The 23,086-nt window shown below is 71.2% G+C and carries 21 protein-coding genes; 9 read left to right on the plus strand and 12 right to left on the minus strand.

All coding sequences use genetic code 11. The features are described 5' to 3' along the window. Positions 1-39 precede the first annotated feature (39 nt). Positions 40-1,590, plus strand: coding sequence for an alpha/beta hydrolase (locus ABT063_RS11155; RefSeq protein WP_351056959.1), 1,551 nt, complete (start codon positions 40-42; stop codon positions 1,588-1,590). Between the two features lie 98 nt (positions 1,591-1,688). On the opposite strand, the gene moeZ is transcribed toward ABT063_RS11155, so the two are convergent. The 7 genes from moeZ to ABT063_RS11190 all read right to left on the minus strand — a co-directional run bounded on the left by moeZ (position 1,689) and on the right by ABT063_RS11190 (position 10,845). Continuing rightward, positions 1,689-2,867 (minus strand): adenylyltransferase/sulfurtransferase MoeZ, encoded by a 1,179-nt coding sequence (gene moeZ, locus ABT063_RS11160; protein ID WP_351056960.1) that lies wholly within the window; start codon positions 2,865-2,867, stop codon positions 1,689-1,691. A gap of 63 nt (positions 2,868-2,930) precedes the next feature. Next, positions 2,931-3,680, minus strand: a complete 750-nt coding sequence (locus ABT063_RS11165; RefSeq protein WP_351056961.1) for a spherulation-specific family 4 protein — start codon at positions 3,678-3,680, stop codon at positions 2,931-2,933. Beyond that, the gene (locus ABT063_RS11170; protein WP_351056962.1) at positions 3,668-4,627 is read right to left on the minus strand and encodes an NAD-dependent epimerase/dehydratase family protein; all 960 of its coding nucleotides are present in this window, start codon (positions 4,625-4,627) and stop codon (positions 3,668-3,670) included. Before ABT063_RS11170 ends, ABT063_RS11165 begins: the two co-directional genes overlap by 13 nt. A 463-nt stretch (positions 4,628-5,090) precedes the next feature. After that, positions 5,091-6,314 (minus strand): hypothetical protein, encoded by a 1,224-nt coding sequence (locus ABT063_RS11175; RefSeq protein ID WP_351056963.1) that lies wholly within the window; start codon positions 6,312-6,314, stop codon positions 5,091-5,093. After that, positions 6,314-8,014 (minus strand): DUF3492 domain-containing protein, encoded by a 1,701-nt coding sequence (locus ABT063_RS11180; RefSeq protein WP_351056964.1) that lies wholly within the window; start codon positions 8,012-8,014, stop codon positions 6,314-6,316. Before ABT063_RS11180 ends, ABT063_RS11175 begins: the two co-directional genes overlap by 1 nt. A gap of 207 nt (positions 8,015-8,221) precedes the next feature. Continuing rightward, positions 8,222-9,733 (minus strand): DUF3152 domain-containing protein, encoded by a 1,512-nt coding sequence (locus ABT063_RS11185; protein ID WP_351056965.1) that lies wholly within the window; start codon positions 9,731-9,733, stop codon positions 8,222-8,224. An 8-nt stretch (positions 9,734-9,741) separates the two neighbouring features. Next, positions 9,742-10,845: an alpha/beta fold hydrolase gene (locus tag ABT063_RS11190; protein WP_351056967.1), complete on the minus strand. Its 1,104-nt coding sequence runs from the start codon at positions 10,843-10,845 to the stop codon at positions 9,742-9,744. Between the two features lie 258 nt (positions 10,846-11,103). On the opposite strand from ABT063_RS11190, the gene ABT063_RS11195 reads away from it, so the two are divergent. The 4 genes from ABT063_RS11195 to ABT063_RS11210 all read left to right on the plus strand — a co-directional run bounded on the left by ABT063_RS11195 (position 11,104) and on the right by ABT063_RS11210 (position 13,015). Then, entirely contained in the window at positions 11,104-11,328 is a 225-nt protein-coding gene (locus ABT063_RS11195) for an Rv3202a family protein (RefSeq protein ID WP_351056969.1), read from the plus strand. Positions 11,329-11,521: 193 nt separating this feature from the next. Further along, on the plus strand, positions 11,522-12,163 hold the full coding sequence (locus ABT063_RS11200) for a TetR/AcrR family transcriptional regulator (RefSeq protein WP_095749057.1): 642 nt from the start codon (positions 11,522-11,524) through the stop codon (positions 12,161-12,163). A 151-nt stretch (positions 12,164-12,314) separates the two neighbouring features. Next, complete coding sequence (locus ABT063_RS11205) at positions 12,315-12,542, plus strand: DUF3107 domain-containing protein (RefSeq protein WP_019754243.1); 228 nt, start codon at positions 12,315-12,317, stop codon at positions 12,540-12,542. Positions 12,543-12,745: 203 nt separating this feature from the next. Beyond that, positions 12,746-13,015, plus strand: a complete 270-nt coding sequence (locus ABT063_RS11210) for a hypothetical protein (RefSeq protein ID WP_351056970.1) — start codon at positions 12,746-12,748, stop codon at positions 13,013-13,015. A gap of 85 nt (positions 13,016-13,100) precedes the next feature. Here ABT063_RS11210 and ABT063_RS11215 read toward each other — a convergent pair whose 3' ends face one another. Then, on the minus strand, positions 13,101-13,856 hold the full coding sequence (locus ABT063_RS11215) for a ferritin-like fold-containing protein (protein WP_351057050.1): 756 nt from the start codon (positions 13,854-13,856) through the stop codon (positions 13,101-13,103). Positions 13,857-14,323: 467 nt separating this feature from the next. On the opposite strand from ABT063_RS11215, the gene ABT063_RS11220 reads away from it, so the two are divergent. Together ABT063_RS11220 and ABT063_RS11225 are read left to right on the plus strand one after the other, a co-directional pair. After that, on the plus strand, positions 14,324-16,849 hold the full coding sequence (locus tag ABT063_RS11220; protein ID WP_351056972.1) for a DEAD/DEAH box helicase: 2,526 nt from the start codon (positions 14,324-14,326) through the stop codon (positions 16,847-16,849). Positions 16,850-17,064: 215 nt separating this feature from the next. Then, positions 17,065-17,943, plus strand: coding sequence for an alpha/beta fold hydrolase (locus tag ABT063_RS11225; protein WP_351056973.1), 879 nt, complete (start codon positions 17,065-17,067; stop codon positions 17,941-17,943). Here the strand turns inward: ABT063_RS11225 and ABT063_RS11230 are convergent. After that, positions 17,940-18,833: an NYN domain-containing protein gene (locus tag ABT063_RS11230; protein WP_351056974.1), complete on the minus strand. Its 894-nt coding sequence runs from the start codon at positions 18,831-18,833 to the stop codon at positions 17,940-17,942. The genes ABT063_RS11225 and ABT063_RS11230 overlap by 4 nt on opposite strands. Positions 18,834-19,060: 227 nt before the next feature. On the opposite strand from ABT063_RS11230, the gene ABT063_RS11235 reads away from it, so the two are divergent. Further along, on the plus strand, positions 19,061-19,213 hold the full coding sequence (locus tag ABT063_RS11235) for a DUF8834 family protein (protein ID WP_351056975.1): 153 nt from the start codon (positions 19,061-19,063) through the stop codon (positions 19,211-19,213). Positions 19,214-19,298: 85 nt separating this feature from the next. Here ABT063_RS11235 and ABT063_RS11240 read toward each other — a convergent pair whose 3' ends face one another. The 3 genes from ABT063_RS11240 to ABT063_RS11250 all read right to left on the minus strand — a co-directional run bounded on the left by ABT063_RS11240 (position 19,299) and on the right by ABT063_RS11250 (position 21,647). Next, entirely contained in the window at positions 19,299-19,904 is a 606-nt protein-coding gene (locus tag ABT063_RS11240; RefSeq protein ID WP_351056976.1) for a MarC family protein, read from the minus strand. 54 nt (positions 19,905-19,958) lie between these two features. Further along, complete coding sequence (locus tag ABT063_RS11245) at positions 19,959-20,816, minus strand: PHP domain-containing protein (protein ID WP_351056977.1); 858 nt, start codon at positions 20,814-20,816, stop codon at positions 19,959-19,961. Between the two features lie 189 nt (positions 20,817-21,005). Further along, a complete protein-coding gene (locus ABT063_RS11250; RefSeq protein WP_351056978.1) occupies positions 21,006-21,647 on the minus strand; it encodes a DUF6758 family protein in 642 nt (213 codons plus the stop codon). Between the two features lie 159 nt (positions 21,648-21,806). On the opposite strand from ABT063_RS11250, the gene ABT063_RS11255 reads away from it, so the two are divergent. After that, positions 21,807-23,060: an MFS transporter gene (locus ABT063_RS11255; RefSeq protein WP_351056979.1), complete on the plus strand. Its 1,254-nt coding sequence runs from the start codon at positions 21,807-21,809 to the stop codon at positions 23,058-23,060. The last annotated feature ends 26 nt before the right edge of the window (positions 23,061-23,086 follow it).

Here is a 23,086-nt window from a genome sequence, read left to right on the forward strand (position 1 = left end):
CGCGGCACGAGGCGGACGGCATGCGAGGGGGGAAGCGCAATGACGCGATTCGTACGGTGGACGGCCCTGGGGGCGGCCGCCGCGCTCCTGGTGACCGGATGCAGCGGCGGTTCGTCCGGCGACGACAAGAGCAGCGGGGATACCGGCACGGCGCGGCCGTCGGCCGGCTCCTCCGGCGCGGCCGCCGCCGCACCGCCCTCCTCGCTGACCTCGCAGAAGCTCGACTGGGGCCGCTGCAAGGCCACCGCGGACGCCTCCGCGCCGGGCAGCGACTGGCAGTGCGCGACGCTGAAGGTGCCACTGGACTGGTCCAAGCCGGACGGCGAGACGATCGGCCTGGCGCTGATCCGCTCCAAGGCCCGCGGAGAGAACCGCGTCGGCTCGCTCCTGTTCAACTTCGGCGGCCCTGGTGAGTCGGGCGTGTCCGTGATGCCCGGGTTCGCCGCCACCGCATCTCTGCTCCGCGAGCGGTACGACCTGGTCAGCTGGGATCCGCGCGGGGTCGGCGCCAGCGAGGGCATCCGGTGCCGCAGCGACAAGGCGATCCAGGCCTCCGAGTCGGTGGACATCACACCCGACACCCCCGCCGAGGAGAGGGCGTACTTCCAGGACGCCGCCGACTTCGGCAAGGGCTGCGAGAAGGACGCGGGCTCACTGCTGGCGCACGTCTCGACCACCGACACCGCCCGCGACATGGATCTGATGCGCCAAGTCCTCGGCGACAGCAAGATGCACTACTTCGGCATTTCGTACGGCACCGAACTCGGCGGCGTCTACGCCCACTTGTTCCCGAAGAACGTGGGGCGGGTGATCCTCGACGCCGTCGTCGACCCGAGCGTCGGCACGGTGGGCCACGCCGAGAACCAGGCCCGGGGGTTCCAGCGTGCGCTGGACGCCTACCTCAAGTCCACCGGCCAGGACCCGGCGGAGGGCTCGCGGAAGATCACGGACCTGCTGGAGCGGATCGACGCGGAACCGCTGTCCACCTCGTCCGGGCGGAAGCTGACCCAGTCGCTGGCGTTCACCGGCATCGTCCTGCCGCTGTACGGCGAGGACAGCTGGCCGACCCTGACCAGCGCGCTGGACGCGGCGGAGCGGGGAGACGGCTCCGAACTGCTCGCGCTCGCCGACCTCTACAACGGACGTGACCCGTCGGGGCGGTACGGCACGGCGACCCATTCGCAACGGGCCATATCGTGCTTGGACGACAAGCAGCGGCTCACGCCCGAGGAGACGGAGAAGCTGCTGCCCAGGTTCGAGAAGGTCTCGCCCGTGTTCGGGAAGGCCATGAGCTGGGACACGGCCGGCTGGTGCCACGACTGGCCGGTGGCCGGGCAGTACGACACGCCGGAGGTGAGCGCGCCCGGTGCGGCACCGATCCTGCTGGTCGGCAACACCGGCGACCCGGCGACGCCGTACGAGGGCACCCGGAAGATGGCGGACGAGCTGGGCAAGGGCGTCGGGGTGGTGCTCACCTGGAAGGGCGAGGGGCACGTCGCCTACGGGAAGGGGAGCGACTGTGTCGACTCGACGGTGAACGCGTACCTGCTGAGCGGCACGGTGCCGAAGGACGGCAAGGTCTGCTCATGACGACGGCGGGAGCCCCGGGCACCTACGGTGCGCGAAGCCCCCGCCGTCACCGAAAGCAGGCCAGCCCCCGCCCTCATGGACGGGGTGCCGGGTGCGGCCTAGTACACCGGCTTGTGCGGCTCGATCTGGTTGACCCAGCCGATCACGCCACCGCCGACGTGCACGGCGTCGGAGAAGCCCGCGGACTTCAGAACGGCGAGGACTTCCGCACTGCGGACACCCGTCTTGCAATGCAGGACGATCTTCTTGTCCTGAGGAAGGGTCTCCAGGGCGGTCCCCATGAGGAACTCGTTCTTCGGGACCAGCCTGGCGCCCGGGATCGAGACGATCTCGTACTCGTTGATCTCACGGACGTCGATGATCTCGATGTTCTCGCCGTCGTCGATCCACTCCTTGAGCTGCTTGGGAGTGATCGTCGAGCCGGCGGCCGCCTCCTGGGCCTCCTCGGATACGACGCCGCAGAAGGCCTCGTAGTCGATGAGCTCGGTGACGGTCGGGTTCTCGCCGCAGACCGCGCAGTCGGGGTCCTTACGGACCTTGACCTGGCGGTACTGCATCTCCAGGGCGTCGTAGATCATTAGGCGGCCGACCAGCGGCTCGCCCGTGCCGGTGAGGACCTTGATGGCCTCGGTGACCTGGATGGAGCCGATGGACGCGCACAGCACGCCCAGGACGCCGCCCTCGGCGCAGGAGGGGACCATGCCCGGCGGCGGGGGCTCCGGGTAGAGGCAGCGGTAGCAGGGGCCGTGCTCGGACCAGAAGACGGAGGCCTGGCCGTCGAAGCGGTAGATCGAACCCCACACGTACGGCTTGTTCAGCAGCACGCAGGCGTCGTTGACCAGGTAGCGAGTCGCGAAGTTGTCCGTGCCGTCGACGATCAGGTCGTACTGGCTGAAGATGTCCATCACGTTGTCGGCCTCGAGCCGCTCCTCGTGAAGGACCACGTTCACGTACGGGTTGATGCCGAGGACGGAGTCGCGCGCGGACTCGGCCTTGGAGCGGCCGATGTCGGCCTGGCTGTGGATGATCTGGCGCTGCAGGTTCGACTCGTCGACCTCGTCGAACTCCACGATGCCGAGCGTGCCGACGCCAGCGGCGGCCAGGTACATCAGCGCCGGCGAGCCCAGGCCGCCGGCGCCCACACACAGCACCTTGGCGTTTTTCAGCCGCTTCTGCCCGTCCATCCCGACGTCGGGGATGATCAGGTGGCGGGAGTACCTACGGACCTCGTCTACGGTGAGCTCGGGGGCCGGCTCGACCAGGGGTGGCAGCGACACGGGGACTCCGTTGGTCGGTCAATCACTACGGTTGTTCTCGTCGTAACACTGCCATGGCCTTCTTCATTCCGAGACACACGTTCCGATCCGCGAGACGATTTCGTCCCAGTAGCCGGGCATGGTCTCCCAGGGGTCGCCACGACCGCCGCAGGCCGTGCGGTCGGTGAAGTAGATCGTCGCGGCACCCTGCCAGCGGGCGATGCGCAGGGCCTCGTCGAGGTGGCCGCGCGGGACTCCGTGCACGAAGTGGCAGAAGCGGTCGGGCGGGTAGTCGGCGGTCCACTCGGCCACCTGCGACCAGCGGTAGTCGCTCCATGGACCGGAGAAGGTGACCAACTGGTCGGCGTTCTCGGCATAACCGGGGTACGGGTGGGTGCCGTGGCCCAGGACGATGTGGGCATCGTCACGGATCGCGCGGAGTGTGGTGACGGTGCGGCGGATCTCGTGGAGCGTGGCCCGTTCGGTCGGGCAGCGGTCCAGGAAGAAGCCGTCGGTCCGGTACCAGTCGAGGTAGCGGTGGGCGTCGGAGATCACCTGGCCGAAGTCGCGGGCTCCGTGGGTGACGTCGAGGTGGCCGAGGACGCGGATGCCGGCGTTGCGCAGGCGGCCGGCCGCCTCCAGGCAGTGCGGGTCGGGGCGGTCACCGGGGCCGTTCGCGACGTTGAGGACGACCCAGTGCAAGGGTGTGCCGGGACGGGTGAGTTCGGCCCATTCGGCCGGGGCGACGAGGGGGTGTGCGAAACCGGGGATGCCGAAGCCGGTACGCAGGTCGGTGCTCGCCGTGCCGGGTGTGGTGCTGGTCAGATACGGCATGCCGCCTCCATCCAGATGTCGGCGAGGGACTCCTCGAGGTTGATCCGGGGGCGCCAGCCGAGCCGGTCGCGTGCGGTGCGCACGTCGGCCTGCTGCCAGCTGCCGCAGCCGTCGGGGTACGGGTACGCGACCGGGGCCGCGTGGTCCGAATCGGTGCGGGGGTGGCCGATGGTCGCCCTCAGCGGGCCGGGCGGGCCGTCGAGTTCGTGGAGGGCGCCGGCGTATCCGGCCACGCGGGCGAGGACCGCGGCGGCGTCACGGAGGCGGACGGCGCGGCCCGAGCCGATGTTGATGATGCCCTGCGCGGCGGAGAGCGAGGCGGCGTGCACGGCGCGGGCGACGTCGCGGACGTCGACGAAGTCGCGCTGGGCGCCGAGACCGCCGAGCTTGAGCTCGCCGTCCCCGGACTGCATGGCGCGGCGCATGGCCTCGGCGAGGCGGCCCAGCGGGGAGCCGGCGGGGGTGCCGGGGCCTGCCGGGGAGAAGACCCGCAGTACCACGGCGTCCAGGCCGGAGCCGAGGACGAGTTCGGTGGCGGCGAGTTTGCTGACGCCGTACGGGCCGCCGGGGCGGGGAACGGCGTCCTCCGCGGTGGAGGAGCCGGGCTGGCTGGGGCCGTACTCGGCGCCGCAGCCGATCTGCACGAGGCGGGCACCGCAGCCGCTGCGTCGCAGGGCCTCGCAGACGGTGGCTACGGCGACGGTGTTGTGGCGGGTGAGTTCGCGGGCGCCGCCGCGGGTGGCGCCCGCGCAGTTGATGACTACGCCCGGGTGGACCGCGTCGAGGAAGCGGGTGAGGGCGCCGGGGCTGCCGGACGCGAGGTCGAAGCGGACGTCGGCGTCGTCGCCGCGGCCGAGGGCGGTGAGCTGGACGGCCGGGTCGGCGAGCAGGCGGTCGGCGACGAAGCGGCCGAGGTAGCCGTTGGCTCCGATCAGCAGGACTCTCATCGGGCGGCTCCCGGGGCCGAGGTGTCGTCGGGTCGGGAGGTGATCATTTGGGGTCTCCTTCGGGGGTTGCCTCCGGCGGTCGGGCCGGGTGCGTTGTGCCTCCGGCGGTGGGGCCGGGTGCGTTGTGCCTCCGGCGGTGGGGCCGGGTGCGTTGTGCCTCCGGCGGTCGGGCCGGGTGCGTTGTGCCTCCGGCGGTCGGGCCGGGTGCGTTGTGCCTCCGGCGGTGGGGCCGGGTGCGGATGCCTGCGGCGGCCTGTGCGGGTGTGTGGGGGTGCGCGCTGCGCCTACGGCGGTCGTATGAGTCGGGGCCGCGCCGGGGGATGTCCGTCCTCGGAACGGCGCGGAGTCGGTCTCTCACCGACGCGGCCGGGGTGACGCGCCAACCGCTGCGGGCGGACACCCCCCGGCACGTCCCCTTCTCGCCGTGGGCGACTGTCCCGCCGTGGGAGCTTCGGCCGCCGGGTCAGCACGGCTTCTCCCTCGGTGCGTGGGCCGATGCCCGGGTGAGTCTGCGGGTTGTGTGGAGCAGGAGGATCAGTGCTCCTGTTCCGCAGGTGAGTGACTGGATGCTGCCCGGGCCCCAGGTGTCGGTGAGGGCCTGGATGGGGGTGGCCAGGGCGTCGCAGCCGGGGAGGCGGGCTGTGAAGATCATGGCGAGGGCCGTTGCCTGGGTGGTGGCTGTGGCCGTGAGGATGACCTTCGGGGCGTGGGTGAAGCCGTGCGTGGTGAGGAGGCGGGCCAGGAGCAGGAGGGCGCCCAGGGTGGTGGTCTGGGCGTAGGGGGCGGGCTCGTTGAGGGCCGCGCCGCAGGCCGCCACGAGGGCGGTGAGGGCGCCGAGGAACAGGGTGAACGTGGCGAGCAGCAGGGGGCGTACGGAGGCGGCGAAGTCCGCCAGGCCTCGGCTGACCGTCAGTTTGCGGCGGGCTCTTGTGGTGAAGAGGTGGGCGATCCAGGCCGCGGGGGCGCAGGACAGGGTGAGGGCCAGGACGGGGGCGGTGGTCAGGGACCAGGGCGCGTCCGGAGTGCCGTCGGGGAGGCCGTCGGGGCCGCCTGCGAGGGCCGCGTGGAGCAGGCCGTCGCCGAGGAGGGCGTAGGCGATGAGCCAGTACGTCCAGGTGCTGCTCGTACGGGTGCGGGTTGTGGTGCTGAGTGGGCCGCGGGCCAGGGCGGCGCGCAGGGCCAGGGCGACGGCGAGGGTGCCGGTGGCGGCCACGGTGAGACGGGTCTGGCCCTGGGTGAGGCGCAGGGCGATCACGGTGGCTGTACACAGGGCTCCTGGAAGCAGGGTGAGCAGGGCCCAGGAGGCGCGAGAAGTGGGGCTGGGCTGAGGTCTGGGGCGCGGGGGTGTGTCGTCGCCGCGGGCGACGCGGGCGTACATCTCCTCGGCGAGGGAGAAGACGTCCCGGTGGCGGAAGCGTGCCGCGGTGCGGTCCGTGATGCCGTGGGCCTCCAGGCCTGCCGCGATCTCCAGCGGGTCCACGGCTCGTTCGCACAGTTCGCGGTGGCGGTGCATCAGGGCTTTGACGGGGTCGGCGGCGGTACGGCGGGCGGTGGTGGGGCGGGTGGTGGTCGCCGTGTGGCCGCGGGTGGTCCCGGTCGGTGCTTGGGAGGCCTGTACGTCCGTTTCCGTCCCGAGCCAGTCCTCCGACCGTGCGTCCCACGCACCGGGGCGGTCCGGTTCGCTCATCACGCGCCCTCCCTGGCGGGGACCGGTGCCGTGGCCCGTACCGGCGGTCCCGCGGCCCAGCCGGGGCCGCCGCGGGCCACGACGCGCGCGCTACCGCCGGTCCAGCGGCCCGGTACGTGAGCCTCGGCGGGGGTGGCGAACGGCAGGGGCGCGCCGGTTTCGTCGAGGGCGACGCGCCGGACCGGGGTGCGCGAGACGATTTCCAGGTAAAGGCTGTGAAATGCCGCGATGTTCTGCTCGACGGTGAACAACTCGAGCGCGCGGGCGCGGGCGGCGGCGCCCAGGCGCGTACGGCGCTCGGGGTCGCGCAGCAGCGCGACGCAGGACTCGGCGAGCGCCCGCGGATTACGCGGGGGCACGACGAGTCCGGTGCCGCCGATGACCTCGACGACCGCACCGACGTCCGTCGAGACCGTCGCGCGGCCGCAGAACATGGCCTCGACCAGGCTGATCGGGAAGCCCTCGACGACGCTGGACAGGACGGTCACGGCACCCGCGGCATACGCGTCGGCGAGGGTCAACAGCTCCGGGCCGCCGACCTCCTCGAAGGAGACCGGATTCTCGCCGACGGCGTGCGGGCCCTCCGCCTCGTCCGGGAAGAGCTGCGCGGCCAGGGCCTTGCAGTGGCCGAGGTAGGCCGCGCCTTCCGGGCCCGAGGGCGCGCCGACGATCCGCAGGCGGGTCTTGGGCTCCGCCTTGCGGACCTCGGCGAAGGCGTGCAGCAGTGACACCAGGTCCTTGGCCGGTTCCACCCGGCCGACCCAGACCAAGGCGTGCGGGTCCGCGCACTCCGGCGACTCGCCGACCTCCGCGAAGTGGGCGGCCTCCATACCCGGGTAGACCGTGCGGAGCTTCTCGCGGCCGGCGCCGCAGCGCTCCTGCCAGCGGCGGGCGTGCGCGTTGCCGGGTGTGACGATCGCGGCCCGGTCGTAGATCTCGGCGGCGAGCCTGCCGTGGAAGGCGGTGAGCAGGGCCCGTACGGCGGGGGAGGCCTCCGTGGCGGTGAGGTAGTGGGTGCGCAGCCGCACGCCGTACTCCGTCACCAGCAGCGGTACGCCGCAGAAGTGGTGCGCGAGCAGGCCGGGCAGGGCGGCGAAACCGCCGGACGCCGCGTGACACAGGTCGACCGAGCCGAGGCCGGCGTCCTCGTACCAGTCGAGTGAGAGGGGGCGCAGGGCGCGTTCCAGCTGTGCCGCGACGGTGAGCAGATCCGGTACGCGCGCCTCGCGCGCCGTGCGCAGGGCGCCCGGTGCTCGGCAGGCGCGCTCCAGGGCGCGTACGGCGGTCTCGGAGCGGAGCGCTCCCACCAATCCACCCTCGTCACGGGCGAGTTCGGCGAGCCCGTACAGGGCGCTGGCGAAACGGTCCGCCTCAGGGACCGATGCCTCGTCCGAGGGGGTCGCGCCGCTTCCCGCGCACAGCACGGCGGCCAGGTCGCCGTAGCACTCGGCGAACCGCCGGCGCGCGCGCCGCCCGTACACGACCCCGTCGTCCTCCGCCGTCCACAGCGGTGCCGTACGCACCCTGCTGACCTGGGGCGGCAGCGGGATCCAGCCCTCGCCCTCCTGGCGCTCGCTGCGGCTGAGCGCGTAGATGTCGAACTCGTGCTGCTCGAGCCCGCGCACGAGCCGGTCGCACCAGAGCCTGGCATCACCGCTCAGATACGGATAGCCACCCTCCGTAAGCAGTCCGATGCGCACGAGCGCACCCCCGATCTCCCGTATGGGGAGCCGCCGTTGTCTCGACGGCTCGCAGCGGGACGAACGTATGCGGACAAGGCGGTGGCGCGACGGACGGTTGTCCATCGCACCACCAAAAGGGGTGAACGGTCGTAACTTTCGCGTGCGGTTCGCGTTTTGTCGCGCTAGGAGATCAGGCGAACACAGGCCGTCATGTCACGGCCTGTGTCAACTCCGCGGATAGGCCCAGGGGTTGGCTCGACACCGGATTCCGTCATGGTCGAGGAACTTGGTCTGCTGCTGCATGACCGGGGCGAGATCGCCGTCCTTGTCACAGGTGACGTGGCTGTAACCGAGCCGGTGACCGATCTCATGGTTGATCAACATCTGCCGGTACGCATGGATCTGATCACCATAGGTCTCCGATCCCTGCGCCCATCGATACGCATTGATCATCACGCGTTCGGTGGCGGCCGAGTCGCACGACACGTTGTCCACGGTGGTGTCCAGACCGGACTTGGCGCACCAGTCGGCGGTAGTGCCGGGGCTGGCGAGCGTGATCACGAAGTCGGGCTTGCCGGAGTGGATGCGCTCGAAGGTGCGGGCGCCGTTGTGGGCCCAGCTGCGGTCGTCGTTGAGCGTCTTCTGCACGGCCTCGGCGAAGAGTTCGCCGTCCAGACCGAGCTCCTGCTCCACGTCCACGCGGTAGGTGTACTTCTGCCCGGTGCCGGGCGCCTGGTCGATCCCCGCCGTCGCGTCGAACTTCCCCGAGCCCTTGAGCGTGGCGCTGAGCGCGTACGTCTTGTCCATCTTCTGCTCGTACGTCAGCGCCGCCACGCCGGGCGACTCGGCGGGCGTCGGCCGCCTCTCCCCGCGCGAGGCGGAGTCACGGGCGTCCCGGGCCTGGTCGGTGGCGGACTGCGACTCTACGGCGGTGTCGTCCCGCCCGCTCGTGACCTGACCGGCCACGACGACGGCCAGCACGGTGGTGACGGCGGCGGCCGCGATCCCGGTGAACGTCCGCCCCTTGCCACCCTTGCCCGGGACGGGCTCGCCGGTCGGCGGCGCGTCGTCGTCATCGATGCCGTCGCCGCCGGTCCCGGTGGGCCAGGCGGTGACCGACCCGTACGGGTCGGCGGCGTGCGTGGAGACCTGGGCCGAGGACCTCCGGGGCGCGAAGACGTCGTCGTCCGCCTCGAAGGCGTCGAGATAGTCCTGCCGCGGCCCGGCCCCTCTCGGTGGCGCCGACCTCTGACGCGGTATCACGGGCCCCGGCCTGCCGTACCCGGCACCGGCCCGCCCGCTCAACTCGCCCCAGCCGTCACCGGTTTCACGCTGTTCGGGATGCCCACCCCGAACCTGCGGGACGCCACTGGCGGGGGTCCCGTCGGGAAACCGGGGGGTGCCGTGCGCGGGCGTACCGTCCGCCATGCGCGGAACACCACGGGCAGGCGTGCCGTCGGGAAGGCGTGGCACCCCGCGCACGGGCGTCCCGTCATGCAGACGGGGCACCCCATGCGCGGGCGTCCCGTCGGCGAAACGCGGCACCCCACGCGCGGGCGGACCGTCCGCGGGCCTCGGGAACCCCTGCGCGGCCGCGCCGTACCCCGGCGTCCCGCCCATCGGTGGCGCCTGTTGACCGGTCGGCGGGCCCGGAGGCCGGCTCCGGCCCGTCATGTCCGTGTTGTCGCCCTTGGGGACACGTTTGGTAGCAGGTCCACGTCGACTGTGGCGTCCCACGTCGCGACTCAGCTCCCTGCGTTCGTCGTGCCCGATATTCCGGCCCCGTCATCGGAGCCACCCTGCCCACCGCCGGAGGCTACCGTCTCTCCTCCGGAGCCGGTCGCCCCGCCCCCGGAGGACATGGAGCCGCCGGAGGCAGCCGCCGCACCGCCGGAGGCCCGCGTTTCCGCGAGAAGGTCCCGGAACGCCAAGGCCACCGCCTGCGGGTACTCCATCATCGCCACATGTCCCGCCTCCGGCAGGGTAAGCAGGCGCGAGTCGCGGAAAGTTCGGGCCGCCTTCTGGGCCATGCGGAAGCCGACCAGCTGATCCCGGCCGCCGTAGACCAGGAGGGTCGGCGCGAGGACGCGCTCGGCCTGGCGCCACAGCGCGTGCTGGCCGCCCAGCGTGTAGGCGTTCACGAGCCCGCGCGCGGAGCGTGTCATCGCGTCCCAGAAGTACGGCAATTGCAGCCGCCGTTCCATCTCCTCCACGGCATGGCGGAACGCTTCCGGCGCCACCCGCCCGGGATCGCCGTAGCACAAGGCCAGGACCCCCCGGACCCGCTGCTCCGCCGTCCACTCCCTGGTGAACCGCGTGAAGACCCCGGCCACCCCCGGCACCGCCAGCAGTCCCGTCGGCACGGCCGAGCGCTGGACGCGGATTTCCGGCAGGGCGGGCGACACCAGGGTGAGGGTCCGTACGAGATCGGGCCGCACCGCGGCGATCCGCGTGGAGACGGCACCGCCGAGGGAGTTCCCGAAGAGATGCACCGGTCCGCGCCCGGAGGCGTCGAGATGACGGATGACCGCGCGCGTGTGCCCCGTGAGCGAGTAGTCACCGTCGTCCGGCGGCGGGGAGTCGCCGAAGCCCGGCAGATCGACGGCCTCGCCGTCGACGGCGTCCTCCAGCAACTGCATCAACGCCGACCAGTTCTGCGAGGAACCGCCGAGGCCGTGGACGTACAGCGCGGGCGGCAGCCCCTCGCGCGCGGGGGGCCTCGACCGCACCGTCAGCGTGATCCCCGGCAGCCCCACCGACCTGAGGCGCTCGCCCTCCGCGACCCTGACGGGTGCCACCTTGGGGAGCACATTGGCGGGCAGCACGGACGGCAGCTCGGTCGAAGACATGCGGCAATGTTACGAGACGATCACGCAGTGATTCACGTGTTCGCCGTCACAGACAAGCGCTCGAATCAATCTCGAATCCATCTCGGGGCAATACAGACACCTGCACAGAAAAGCGACATGCATCACTGCGGACAGGCGCTCGGATCGATGGCGTACAGATCAATGGCGTACAGATCGGGTGTCTCCTAGGCTCGTACGCAGGGCACCCGCATGTGGCCCCCTGTTCCACTCAGGGATGTTCTAGGAAGGGAGCCCACCATGGCCGTTGACCCCACCGACCCGGAGACGTTCGTGGACGACGAAACCGAGGAGGCCGAGGAGTTCGACGTCGAGGCCCCCGAGGTCGACGCGGCGGAGCAGCACACGGACGTCGCGCCGGACCGCGACGACCCGCTGACCGGCGTCGACCCGGACCGCGCCAACGAGGCCGATCTCATCGAACAGGCCCGCGTGGTCTCCATCGACGAGGACGACTATCGGTGACGTACCCCAGAGACCACCTCTGAGCAGGGGCGGCGTATTCACTGCCCGTTCCGTCCCTGTTTGAAGCGCCCTGCACCGTATTCGTCACCGTCCGGTCCGTGAAATTCTCCGCTCGCACCGCGCACAGCAGGGTTACCGAAAAGTACGATGGCCGCGCGGCGCACACCGCATGTGGACGACTTTGGGAGGCGGCGTGACAGCCATCGAGCAGACAGAGGCGGCACGCCCGCGAGGCACGCGCCTGCCGCGCCGTGCCCGACGGAACCAGCTGCTGGGCGCCGCCCAGGAAGTCTTCGTGGCACAGGGCTACCACGCGGCCGCGATGGACGACATCGCCGAGCGCGCCGGCGTCAGCAAGCCGGTGCTCTACCAGCACTTCCCGGGCAAGCTCGACCTGTATCTCGCGCTGCTGGACCAGCACTGCGAGTCCCTGATCCAGGCCGTCCGGAACGCGCTCGCGTCGACGACCGACAACAAGCAGCGCGTCCGGGCGACCATGGACGCCTATTTCGCCTACGTCGAGGACGACGGCGGCGCCTTCCGCCTGGTGTTCGAGTCGGACCTGACCAACGAGCCCGCGGTGCGCGAGCGCGTCGACAAGGTCACGAACGAGTGCGCCGAGGCGATCTGCGACGTCATCGCCGAGGACACCGGCCTGTCGCGGGCCGAGTCGATGCTGCTGGCCTCGGGCCTGGGCGGGCTCGCCCAGGTGGTGGCCCGCTCCTGGCTGCACAGCGACCGCAGCGTGCCGCGCGACCAGGCGGTCCAGCTGCTGACCTCACTCGCCTGGCGCGGCATCGCCGGCTTCCCGCTGCACGGCACGGACCACCACTGACCCGCACACGCGCGTACTGGGCGTTTGTTCCCGCCGACTGTTCGCTCCTGGCGTTCTTGCCCGGAGCGTGTACGTCCCCTCACCGGGCTAATGTGTGCGGAGTACAGCGCGGAAGGTCGCGCACTTCACTGACCGTCGGAGGGACATAGCCGTGGAGGTCAAGATCGGCGTGCAGCACGCGCCCCGCGAGATCGTTCTGGAGAGCGGTCAGAGTGCCGAGGAGGTCGAGCGGGCGGTGTCCGAGGCGCTGGCCGGCAAGTCGCAGCTGCTGAGCCTCGTGGACGAGCACGGCCGCAAGGTCCTGGTCCCGGCGGACCGCCTCGCCTACGTCGAGCTCGGCGAGCCGGCCCCGCGCAAGGTGGGTTTCGGCGCGCTGTAGTCATCCGCGTAGTCCTACGCGGCGAGAGGGCCCGGCGATTTTCCGTCGCCGGGCCCTTCCGGTTTCCGCGTGTGTTTCTCCACTTGCGTTTCTTCACATTTGGCGCACAAGTAGCGCACAGCTGAGGATTGGATTCCGCAGGTCACGGGTAAGACGGGCTACGACCGTAACGCGCAGTGTGGCCGTGTGGGAGGGACCCCAACATGTTCTTGGAAGCGCTCGGCTCCGCCCTGCTCGGTCTCGCCCTGGCGGGGGCGGCGATCCACCGGTTGTCCCACCGCATGCCGGCCCGCTCCCTGGTCATCGCGACCGGTATCGCCGGGGCCCTGTTCGGGGCCTTCCTCACGCACGGCGCGCTGGACGCGGGCAACGCCCTGCTGATCCTCGTCGGCGCCACGATCGTCTCCGCGGCCTCGCTCTCCCTGCTGCTGCGCCCCGCGGGAAGACTCCGCCGGCGGTCGGCGACCGCCTGAGCCTTCGCCGACCTCGGCGCACCGGCAGGCCCAGGCGGCGTACTGGCAGGCCCAGGCGGCACCCCGGCAAGCCCGGAGAGAAGACCTAGGCCGCCAGCCCCAGCGCCGCCATCCGCTTGGTGTGTGCCTCGGTGATCCGGGAGAACATCCGGCCGACCTCGGCGAGGTCGAAGCCGTCCGCGACACCGCCCACGAGCATCGTCGACAGCGCGTCCCGGTCGGCGACGACCCGCTGGGACTGCGACAGGGCCTCGCCCATCAGCCGCCGCGCCCACAGCGCGAGCCGCCCGCCCACGCGCGGGTCCGCGTCGATCGCCGCGCGCACCTTCTCGACGGCGAAGCCGGCGTGCCCGGTGTCGTCGAGCACGGCCAGGACGAGTTCCCGGGAGTCCGAGTCGAGGCGAGCGGCGACCTCGCGGTAGAAGTCACTGGCGATCGAGTCGCCGACGTACGCCTTGACGAGCCCCTCCAGCCAGTCCGAGGGCGCCGTCTGCCTGTGGAAGCCGTCCAGCGCGGCGACGAACGGCTCCATCGCCCGGGTCGGCTCCTCGCCGATCTCCGTCAGCCGGTCGCGCAACTGCTCGAAGTGGTGGAACTCGGCCGACGCCATCTTCGCCAGCTCCGCCTTGTCCGCCAGCGTCGGCGCCAGCTTGGCGTCCTCCGCGAGCCGCTCGAAGGCCGCCAACTCCCCGTACGCGAGCGCGCCGAGCAGGTCCACGACCGCGGCCCGGTACTGCGGATCGGCGGAGGCCCGCGCCCAGTCCTGGGCTGCGACCCCGGTGTGTTCGGCAGCTGCGTCGGAGGCGTTCTCAGGCTTGTCAGAGGTCGTCATGAAGCGCACAATAGCCCGCCCGCCGCGCGCCGGAAGTCCCTGGTCAATCAGTGTGACGACCACTACGTGACCAAATCGGCCATCGCATGTGCGCGATTCCGGGGTATGGTGGTAATGCGCCCGCTGAGTACTCTGACGTACTCGACGGGCCGCACGTTATGAGGATGCCCGGTCGGTGGCCCGATCGGCTCCGACCCGACAGCCCTCCCGTCCGTACGGCACTGTGCGTACGGAGTCCGGAGGGGGACCCTCAGCGGTTCGAGCGCTAGAGCGTCGGCAGTGGTCCCGTGCCATACGGCTCGCCCGTAAGGCAGTCGACGTCCCCAGCACGGTCCTAGACGACCCCCGAGCTCGCCTCGCGCCGCACACACAGAAGAGGCAGCACCCTGACTACTTTCCGAGAGCTCGGGATCCTTCCCGAGACCGCCGAGGCCCTCGAAGCCGTCGGCATCATCACCCCCTTCCCCATCCAGGAGATGACGCTCCCCGTCGCCCTCTCCGGCACGGACGTGATCGGCCAGGCCAAGACCGGCACCGGCAAGACGCTGGGCTTCGGCCTCCCGCTCCTCGAGCGCGTCACCGTTCCCGCCGACGTCGAGGCCGGGCGCGCCAAGCCCGAGGCCCTCACCGACGCCCCGCAGGCACTCGTCGTCGTCCCCACGCGCGAGCTGTGCACGCAGGTCACCAACGACCTGCTGACCGCGGGCAAGGTGCGCAACGTCCGAGTACTCGCCATCTACGGCGGCCGGGCGTACGAGCCCCAGGTCGAGGCCCTCAAGCAGGGCATAGACGTCGTCGTCGGCACCCCGGGCCGCCTGCTCGACCTCGCCGGGCAGAAGAAGCTGAACCTCAAGCACGTCCGGTGCCTCGTCCTCGACGAGGCCGACGAGATGCTCGACCTGGGCTTCCTGCCCGACGTCGAGAAGATCATCAACATGCTGCCGGCCCGCCGCCAGACCATGCTGTTCTCGGCGACCATGCCGGGCGCGGTCATCGGCCTCGCGCGCCGCTACATGTCGCAGCCCACCCACATCCGCGCCACCGCGCCGGACGACGAGGGCAAGACGGTCGCGAACACCGCGCAGTACGTCTACCGCGCGCACAACATGGACAAGCCGGAGATGGTCGCGCGCATACTGCAGGCCGACGGCCGGGGACTGGCCATGGTCTTCTGCCGTACCAAGCGCACGGCGGCGGACCTCGCCGACCAGTTGCAGCAGCGCGGCTTCGCGTCCGGCGCGGTCCACGGCGACCTCGGCCAGGGCGCCCGCGAGCAGGCCCTGCGAGCCTTCCGCAACGGCAAGGTGGACGTCCTCGTCTGCACCGATGTCGCCGCCCGCGGCATCGACGTCGAGGGCGTGACCCACGTCATCAACTACCAGTCGCCGGAAGACGAGAAGACGTACCTGCACCGCATCGGCCGTACGGGCCGCGCGGGCGCCAAGGGCATCGCGATCACGCTCGTCGACTGGGACGACATCCCGCGCTGGCAGCTGATCAACAAGGCGCTGGACCTGAAGTTCAACGATCCGCCGGAGACGTACTCCACCTCCCCGCACCTCTACGAGGAGCTGAACATCCCCGCGGGTACGAAGGGCGTCCTGCCGCGCGCCGAGCGCACGCGTGCCGGGCTCGCCGCGGAGGAGATGGAGGACCTGGGCGAGCCGGGCGGCCGTGGTGCGCGTGGTCGCGGTGACCGGGGCGGTCGCGGAGACCGGAGCGGTCGCGGAGACCGGGACGGGCGCGGAGACCGGAGCGGGCGCGGAGACCGGGGCGAGTCCCGGTCGGCCGAAGGTGAGAGTCCGGCCCGTACGCCACGTCGCCGTCGTCGTACGCGCGGTGGGGCGGCCTTGGACGCGACGGCGCCCTCCGAGGCGGTCGCTCCGGAGGAGACCACCGCGGCGGACGACGCCACCTCGACCCGTACGCCGCGCCGCCGTCGCCGCACGCGTGGCGGAGCGGCGGCGGAGGCGGTGCCGGCGGTGGACGTCGTGACCGAGACGCCTCAGGCCGCGGAGTCCGCCGTGGCGACGGCCGAGGGTACGGCTCCGGACGCCCCCGAGGACACGGCCAAGCCGCGCCGCCGCCGGACCCGCAAGTCCGCGGCGGCGACGGTCACTTCGGGCGAGCCCGCGGTGACCGAGCCGACGGCAGCGGAGATTTCCGAGCCGGTCTCGGTGGTGCCGGAGACGGCAGAGGTGACGGCGGTGTCGGAGCCCGAGGCTTCCGTCGTCAAGCCGCGTCGCCGGACGCGCAAGGCGGCGACCGCGGCCGAGGCTGCCGTCGACAACGCCGAGGGTGCCACCGCGGCCGCGCCGGAGGCGACGGACGCGGGGGCCACGGAGGCCGCGGAGACCAAGCCGCGTCGACGGACCCGTAAGGCCGCGGCTACGGCCACCGCCGAGGCCGCTCTCGACACCGCCGAGGCCACGGAGGCCAAGCCGCGTCGCCGTACGCGCAAGGCCGCGGAGCCCGCCGCGGCCGTCACGGCCGAGATCCCGGCCCAGACGGTTCAGGAGCCGGAGTCGGCTCCGGCCTCGGCGACGGCCGAAGTGGCGAAGCCGCGCCGCACCCGGAAGGCCGCGGCGTCGGCCGACGCCGCCGTGGACACGGCCGAGGGTGCGGAAGGTACGGCGGCCAAGCCCCGGCGCACGCGCAAGACCGCGGCGGCTGCTGAAGCTGCCGTCGACAGCGCCGAGGGTGTTGAGGCCAAGCCCCGTCGTACTCGGAAGGCCGCTGCGGCCAAGGTGGCGGAGCCGACGGACGCGGAGGCTGCGGAGGCCAAGCCGCGTCGACGTACTCGCAAGGCTGCCGCGCCTGCGGCTTCCGGACTCGCGGCCGACATTCCGGCGCAGGCCGCTGAGGAGCCGGAGGCTGCGCCGCGTCGGCGTACCCGTAAGGCGGCGGTGGCGGCGGAAGCGTCGGGAGATGCGGCTGAGGTGAAGCCCAAGGTGCGGCGTGCCCGTAAGGCCGCGGTAGCCACGGAGGCTGCGGAGAGCTGATCTCCTGCCTTACGACGGCCCGGTTCACCTTGTGTGGGCCGGGCCGTTGGCGTTTCGGGGGTTTCTCGCCCCCGCCGCCCCTACCCGTCCCATCCCCAGGGGCTCCGCCCCTTCGACCCCGCCAGGGGCTCCGCCCCCTGGACCCCCGGGCCTATGCCCACCCGGCCACCCGACTCGCTCCCCCAAGAGACACCCCCACCCGATACCCTCCCCCCGTGAGCAGCCAGCCCGCCTTCACTCCACCCCCCGGCGCCCAGGCCTACCCACTGCGCACCCCCCGCGGTGAATTCGCCGTCGTCGACTCCCCCGTGCCCCCTGGCATCGAACCCAAGGGTGTCGCCCTGATGTTGCCCGGGTTCACCGGCAGCAAGGAGGACTTCACGCTGCTGCACGAGCCGCTCGTCGCGCGCGGGTACCGGGTCGTCGCCGTGGACGGGCGTGGGCAGTTCGAGTCCGATGGGCCCGAGGACGACGAAGCCGCTTACGCCCAGGACGAATTGGCGCGGGACGTGCTCGTTCAGGCCGGTGCCCTCGGCGCGCCGGTGCATCTGGTCGGGCACTCCCTCGGCGGGCAGATCGCCCGTGCCGCCGTCCTGCTCGATCACTCCCCCTTCCTCTCGCTCACCCTCGTCGCGTCGGGCCCGGCGCAGATCTCCGACTCCCAGCAGCAGCGCGTGAAGCTGCTGCGGGACGCGCTCGCCGTGATGAGCATGGCCGCGGTGTGGGAGGCCATCCGGGCCATGGGGCCGCCCGAGGAGGTCGGCGGCCCGGCCCGCGGCATCGGCGGCATGGAGCAGCTGCGTCGCCGCTGGCTGGGCAACAAGCCCGCCCAACTGCTCGCCACGGGACGTCAGTTGTGTACAGAGCCGGATCGTGTCGCCGAACTCGCCGCCGTACCGCTCCCGTTCCACGTCCTGTCGGGCGCACACGACGACACCTGGCCGGTGACGCTGCTCGACAGCATGGCCGTACGGCTGGGGGCGCGCCGGACGGTCATTCCGGGTGCCGAGCACTCCCCCAACACGGACCAGCCTCTGCCGACCGCCCGCGCCCTCGCCGACTTCTGGGACAGCGTGACGAAAACAAACCGCTAGTACTGCGTCTGCAAGTGCTCCCAGAAGCCGTCCCGCAGGACCCGGCGCAGGTCCGCCTGGCCGCGGAGCGAGTACTGCAGGATGCCCTCCGCCTCCACCAGCAGGTCCTGGTCCACCGACCCGGGCAGATACGGGTGGCCCGGCAGGAGCTCCACCAGCGAGTCGCGGCCCCTCGCCGCCAGCCACTTCGCCGCGATCTGCGCGCCGACGAAACGGACGTCCTCGCGGGTGGGGCGGGCCGCAGTCGCCTCGTAGGCGGGGGCCGCGCGCCGGGAGACGTACGGCTTGAAGAAGTCGAGGTCGAAGGTGCGCTGGCTGTCGACCTCCCAGAGCAGGGGCTCGGCCTGGTTGCGGCCCTCCGGTGCCTCGATGCCCCACAGGTGGACGCGCGCGCCGTACCCCTGCGCCGCCTCCACCGCCGAGACCAGGTCCTCGTCGCCGCCGAGCAGCGCCGCGTCGCTGATGGCGCGGTGGCGGGCGAGGGACTCCAGGTCGGAGCGGATCAGGGAGTCGACGCCCTTTTGCTGGTTGTTGGCGTTCAGGTTGCCCAGCCGGACCTTCACGTCCGGGAGTTCGGCGATCGACTGCTGCTCGGCCGTGTGGATGCGGCGTCTCGCGCCGTCGTACCAGTAGACCCGCAGCAGCCGGCTGTCCGCGAAGATGGTGCGGGCACGGTCGATGAGCGCCTCGATGAGCCCTTCGGTGTCCAGCTCGAAGGCACGGCGGTCCTCCGTCCCGGCGACCAGGCGTCCCGCGGCCGCGTACAGGTATCCCGCGTCGACGAAGATCGCATGGGTCGAAGGCGTCTTCGCCACCTCGGCGAGCATGCGCTGGAGCAACTCGTTGGTGCGGTCGATGCGGGCGCTGAGGGCCGCGAGGTCGTCGTTCATCACCTACCATTCTCCCGGCGGTCACGCTGCGAACACAACCGGTCCCGGTCAGTCCTGCCCAAGTGGCTAACCGGTCAGTAATTAGCCGTTCGAAAAATTTCCTTAGCGTAGGGAATGTTTGTAACGCACAGCTCGTTGACTACATACGGAACCCGGGGCATCGACGCTCCGTGGGCCATCCACCAAGTAGTTCTCCTCAGGAGGATGACCAGACGAAGGGAGAAGCCTTGCGCTTCGAAATCATGCGACTCGACGACGTCGACGGCACGGCCGTGGACAGCACCGTTGTGGACGCCGCCTCCGTCAACCGTATCGTTCAGCAGGCTGCCTCGATCGGGCAGCGGCTGTGGATCCGGCCGGCCGAGAACTCGGCCTCGTAACGCCAGGATCCCATACAGGTTTCAGAGCCCCCGTACGGCTTCGTGTCGTACGGGGGCTCTGCGCGTACCGGAGTCCCGGTGGGACTCAGCTCCCCTGCACCACCTGGGTGACCCCGTTGATGATCTGCTGCACGGCGATCGCGGAGAGCATCATGCCCGCGAGCCGTGTCACCAGGACCACGCCCCCGTCCTTGATGACCCGGATGATCAGCAGCGAGTAGCGCATCACCAGCCACAGCACGAGGTGGATGGCGAGGATCGCCGACCACACCGACACCTGCGTCGCGACACTGCCGGCCTTCTGCACGGCCAGGATCACCGACACGATCGCGCCCGGCCCGGCCAGCAGCGGCATGCCCAGCGGTACGAGGGCGACGTTGACGTCCTTGGTCTGCTTCGGCTCGTCCGTCTTGCCGGTGAGCAGGTCCAGCGCGATCAGCAGGAGCAGCAGCCCGCCCGCGATCATCAGCGCGGGCACGGAGACGTGCAGGTAGTCGAGGATCTGATGCCCGAGAAGCCCGAAGACGGTGATGACGCCGCCGGCCACACAGACGGCCTGGAACGCCATCCGCTTCTGCACCTTGGCCGGTCGGCCGGCGGTCAGCCCGAGGAAGATCGGGGTGATCCCGGGGGGATCCATGATGACAAAAAGGGTCAGGAAGAGAGAGCCGAAGACGGCGAGGTCGAACATGACAGAGGAGGCCTTGCTGAGAAGGGAGCGAACGTGGACGTCAGGACGTGAGGCTCAGAATCCGCCGGTCCCCGGCACCGGGAAGGCCCCGGTCGCCCGCCGCGTGATCTCCCCGTACACCTCGGGATCCGTCACGTTCTCCCCGAGCACGCACGTCTTCCGGCTGCCGTGGTAGTCGCTGGACCCGGTCGTCAGCAGCCCCAGCTCCTTGGCCAGGCCCCGCAGCCGCGCACGCGTGTCCGCGTCGTGGTCCATGTGGTCGACCTCGATGCCGTCGAGGCCGGCCGCGGCCATCTCCGCGATCGCGGACTCCGGCACCGTGCGGCCCCGCTTGGCGGCCGCCGGGTGGGCGAACACCGCGACCCCGCCGGCGCCCTTGATCAGCCGGATCGCCTCGAACGGGTCGGTCTCGTGCTTCTCCACGAAGGCCCGGCCTCCGTCGGCCAGCCAGTCCGCCGTGAACGCGTCGCTCACGGTCGGTACGACGCCCAGCTCGACAAGGGCGGTCGCGACATGCGGTCGCCCCACCGAGCCGTCGCCCGCGATCCGCGCCACCTGCTCCCAGCTGACCGGCACGCCCAGCGCCCGCAACTTGGCCACCATGCCCCGCGCCCGCGGCACCCGGTCGTCCCGCACCAGCTCACGCTCGGCGAGCAGCGCCGGCTCCTCGGGGTCGAAGAGGTAGGCCAGCATGTGCATGCTCACACCGTCGATACGGCAGGACAGCTCGGCGCCCGTGACGAGAGTGAGCCCCGCCGGCAGCGCGGCGATCGCCTCGGCGTGTCCGCGGGTGGTGTCGTGATCGGTCAGCGCGACGACGTCCAGACCGGCCGCGGCGGCATTGCGCACAAGCTCGGCGGGGGTGTCCGTACCGTCGGAGGCGGTGGAGTGGGTGTGCAGATCGATGCGCACGACGCGGACTCCAGAACGACGGAACGGAAGGGAACGCTCAAAGGATAACCAGACTTTCAAGCTCCCCTGTCACACCCGCAGCACATGTGCACCCCCTACGCACAATGCCCCAAAGGGGCACGGAGAACTGCGCGACCAGCCCAGAACAACCCGCAGCCGCCCCAAACCCCATACCCCCACGGCGAACCGCTACGGCCCAAGCAAGCGCGGCGAAAGCGCTCCGCACGGCACCAGCTCCACCTCCGCCCCCGCATCCCGCAGATCCGTCAGCACCAGCTCGTCGTACATCAGCAGCCCCGACTGCTCGGGCCACACGACCGCCCACAGCCACATCCCGAGCGCCTCGCCCGCGAAGACGGCGCGGTCGTCCGGGGTGGCGGAGACGTGCCAGAGCGGGGTCGGGCGCCCGGCGGCCAGGACCTTGGCCTGGGGCGGTTTCTCCACGCTCATGTACGGTCCCGGGTCCGGGCCGTCGATGCCCGCGTACCGCGCACCGAGGCCGACGCCGAGTTCCTCGGCGATCAGGATCAGCTCTCCCATGCCGCCGATCGGGCCGGGTCCGGAACAGGCCACAGCTGTGGCGCGCCCGCCGCTGCGGTCGTCGCCCGCACAGGCCACGCCCGTGAACAGCCAGCCGACCGGCAGCGGCCACGGCATCCACACCGGCACCTGCGTGCGGTGCACCACGACTTCGAGGGCCTCGACGCTGGGCGGGATCACGGGCTGCACCGGATGCACGGTGCCGTGCACATCGCACTGCCAGGTATCGGCGAAGAGTCCGGGAGCCCTGACCCGGCCACCACACTTCGGGCAACTGGGTTCGCCCCTCATAGAGCCCCACGGTCCTACCCCTGCTCCGCCACGTCAAGGACGATCACCCGTCCGGGCGGAAGTCGTTCACCAAAGGGAACAACATGTAGCTTGCATTAATTAGCCACTCTAACTTATTGTGTGTATATACCAACTACCTCGTAGGGACGGGAGAACGTGATGGGAGCAACCCAGGACCCCTTCGACACGGGAGTCGCGGGAGAAACGGGAGCCGGCGGCATCCTGCGGCAGCCGAAGGCCGTATGGGCGACCGCCGGCGCGTCCGTCGTCGCCTTCATGGGCATCGGACTCGTCGACCCGATCCTGCCGTCCATCGCCTCGGGCCTGAACGCCACCGCCAGCCAGGTCTCCCTGCTCTTCACCTCGTACTTCCTGATCACCGCGATCGCGATGCTGGTCACCGGCTTCGTCTCCAGCCGCATCGGCGGCCGCAGGACCCTGCTGCTCGGCCTCGCGCTGGTCGTGGTCTTCGCGGGGCTCTCCGGGACCTCGACCTCCGTCGGCGAACTCGTCGGCTTCCGGGCCGGCTGGGGGCTGGGCAACGCCCTCTTCGTCTCCACCGCCCTCGCGGTCATCGTCGGCGCGGCGGCCGGAGGCAGCGCGGCCGCCATCCTGCTGTACGAGTCCGCCCTCGGCCTCGGCATGGCGTGCGGCCCCCTGCTGGGCGCGCTGCTCGGTGACGCCAGCTGGCGCTACCCCTTCTTCGGCACCGCGTTCCTGATGGCGGTCGGCTTCCTGTGCATCACGGCGTTCCTGAAGGAGCAGCCGAAGCCCGCCCGGAAGACCTCGCTCCTCGACCCGATCAAGGCGCTCGGCCACGGCGGCCTCGCCTCCGCCGCGGTCTCGGCGTTCTTCTACAACTACACGTTCTTCACCGTGCTGGCCTTCACGCCGTTCGTGCTGGACATGACGCCGTACAAGTCGGGGGCGGTGTTCTTCGCCTGGGGCGTGCTGCTCGCCGTCTTCTCGGTGGTCGTGGCGCCGCGCATGCAGGAGCGGTTCGGTTCGCTGAAGGTGCTCGGCGGCTCGCTGGTGCTGCTCGCGATCGACGTGCTCGTCCTCGGATACGGCAGCCACACCGCCGCCATCGTGTGCACGATCCTGTCCGGCGCCTTCATCGGCGTGAACAACACGGTGTACACCGAGCTCGCCCTGGGCGTCTCGGACGCGCCGCGCCCCGTGGCGAGCGCGGGCTACAACTTCGTACGGTGGTTCGCGGCCGCCGCCGCGCCCTACTTCGCGCCGAAGATCGAGGAGTGGACCGACATCCACGTCCCGTTCGTGGTCGCGGCGGTCACCGCGGTCGTGGGCGCGCTGGTGGTCGTCGTACGACGGAACGCGCTCACCCACGAGGCAGAGGAGCTGGAGCCGAAGCACGCGACCGAGGACGGCGTCACCGTCTTCGCCAACTGACGCTTTTCGGCCGCCGATTGGTGACC

The sequence above is a fragment of the Streptomyces sp. NPDC002838 genome (assembly GCF_040295365.1).
Lineage (GTDB): Bacteria > Actinomycetota > Actinomycetes > Streptomycetales > Streptomycetaceae > Streptomyces.

Excerpts from the sequence above, each read along its gene's own strand:
- ABT063_RS11155 (WP_351056959.1), top strand. The coding sequence starts at position 40 with ATGACGCGATTCGTACGGTGGACGGCCCTGGGGGCGGCCGCCGCGCTC.
- ABT063_RS11165 (WP_351056961.1), bottom strand. The coding sequence starts at position 3,680 with ATGCCGTATCTGACCAGCACCACACCCGGCACGGCGAGCACCGACCTG.
- ABT063_RS11170 (WP_351056962.1), bottom strand. The coding sequence starts at position 4,627 with ATGAGAGTCCTGCTGATCGGAGCCAACGGCTACCTCGGCCGCTTCGTC.
- ABT063_RS11175 (WP_351056963.1), bottom strand. The coding sequence starts at position 6,314 with ATGAGCGAACCGGACCGCCCCGGTGCGTGGGACGCACGGTCGGAGGAC.
- ABT063_RS11190 (WP_351056967.1), bottom strand. The coding sequence starts at position 10,845 with ATGTCTTCGACCGAGCTGCCGTCCGTGCTGCCCGCCAATGTGCTCCCC.
- ABT063_RS11195 (WP_351056969.1), top strand. The coding sequence starts at position 11,104 with ATGGCCGTTGACCCCACCGACCCGGAGACGTTCGTGGACGACGAAACC.
- ABT063_RS11210 (WP_351056970.1), top strand. The coding sequence starts at position 12,746 with ATGTTCTTGGAAGCGCTCGGCTCCGCCCTGCTCGGTCTCGCCCTGGCG.
- ABT063_RS11220 (WP_351056972.1), top strand. The coding sequence starts at position 14,324 with ATGACGCTCCCCGTCGCCCTCTCCGGCACGGACGTGATCGGCCAGGCC.
- ABT063_RS11230 (WP_351056974.1), bottom strand. The coding sequence starts at position 18,833 with ATGAACGACGACCTCGCGGCCCTCAGCGCCCGCATCGACCGCACCAAC.
- ABT063_RS11240 (WP_351056976.1), bottom strand. The coding sequence starts at position 19,904 with ATGTTCGACCTCGCCGTCTTCGGCTCTCTCTTCCTGACCCTTTTTGTC.
- ABT063_RS11250 (WP_351056978.1), bottom strand. The coding sequence starts at position 21,647 with ATGAGGGGCGAACCCAGTTGCCCGAAGTGTGGTGGCCGGGTCAGGGCT.
- ABT063_RS11255 (WP_351056979.1), top strand. The coding sequence starts at position 21,807 with ATGGGAGCAACCCAGGACCCCTTCGACACGGGAGTCGCGGGAGAAACG.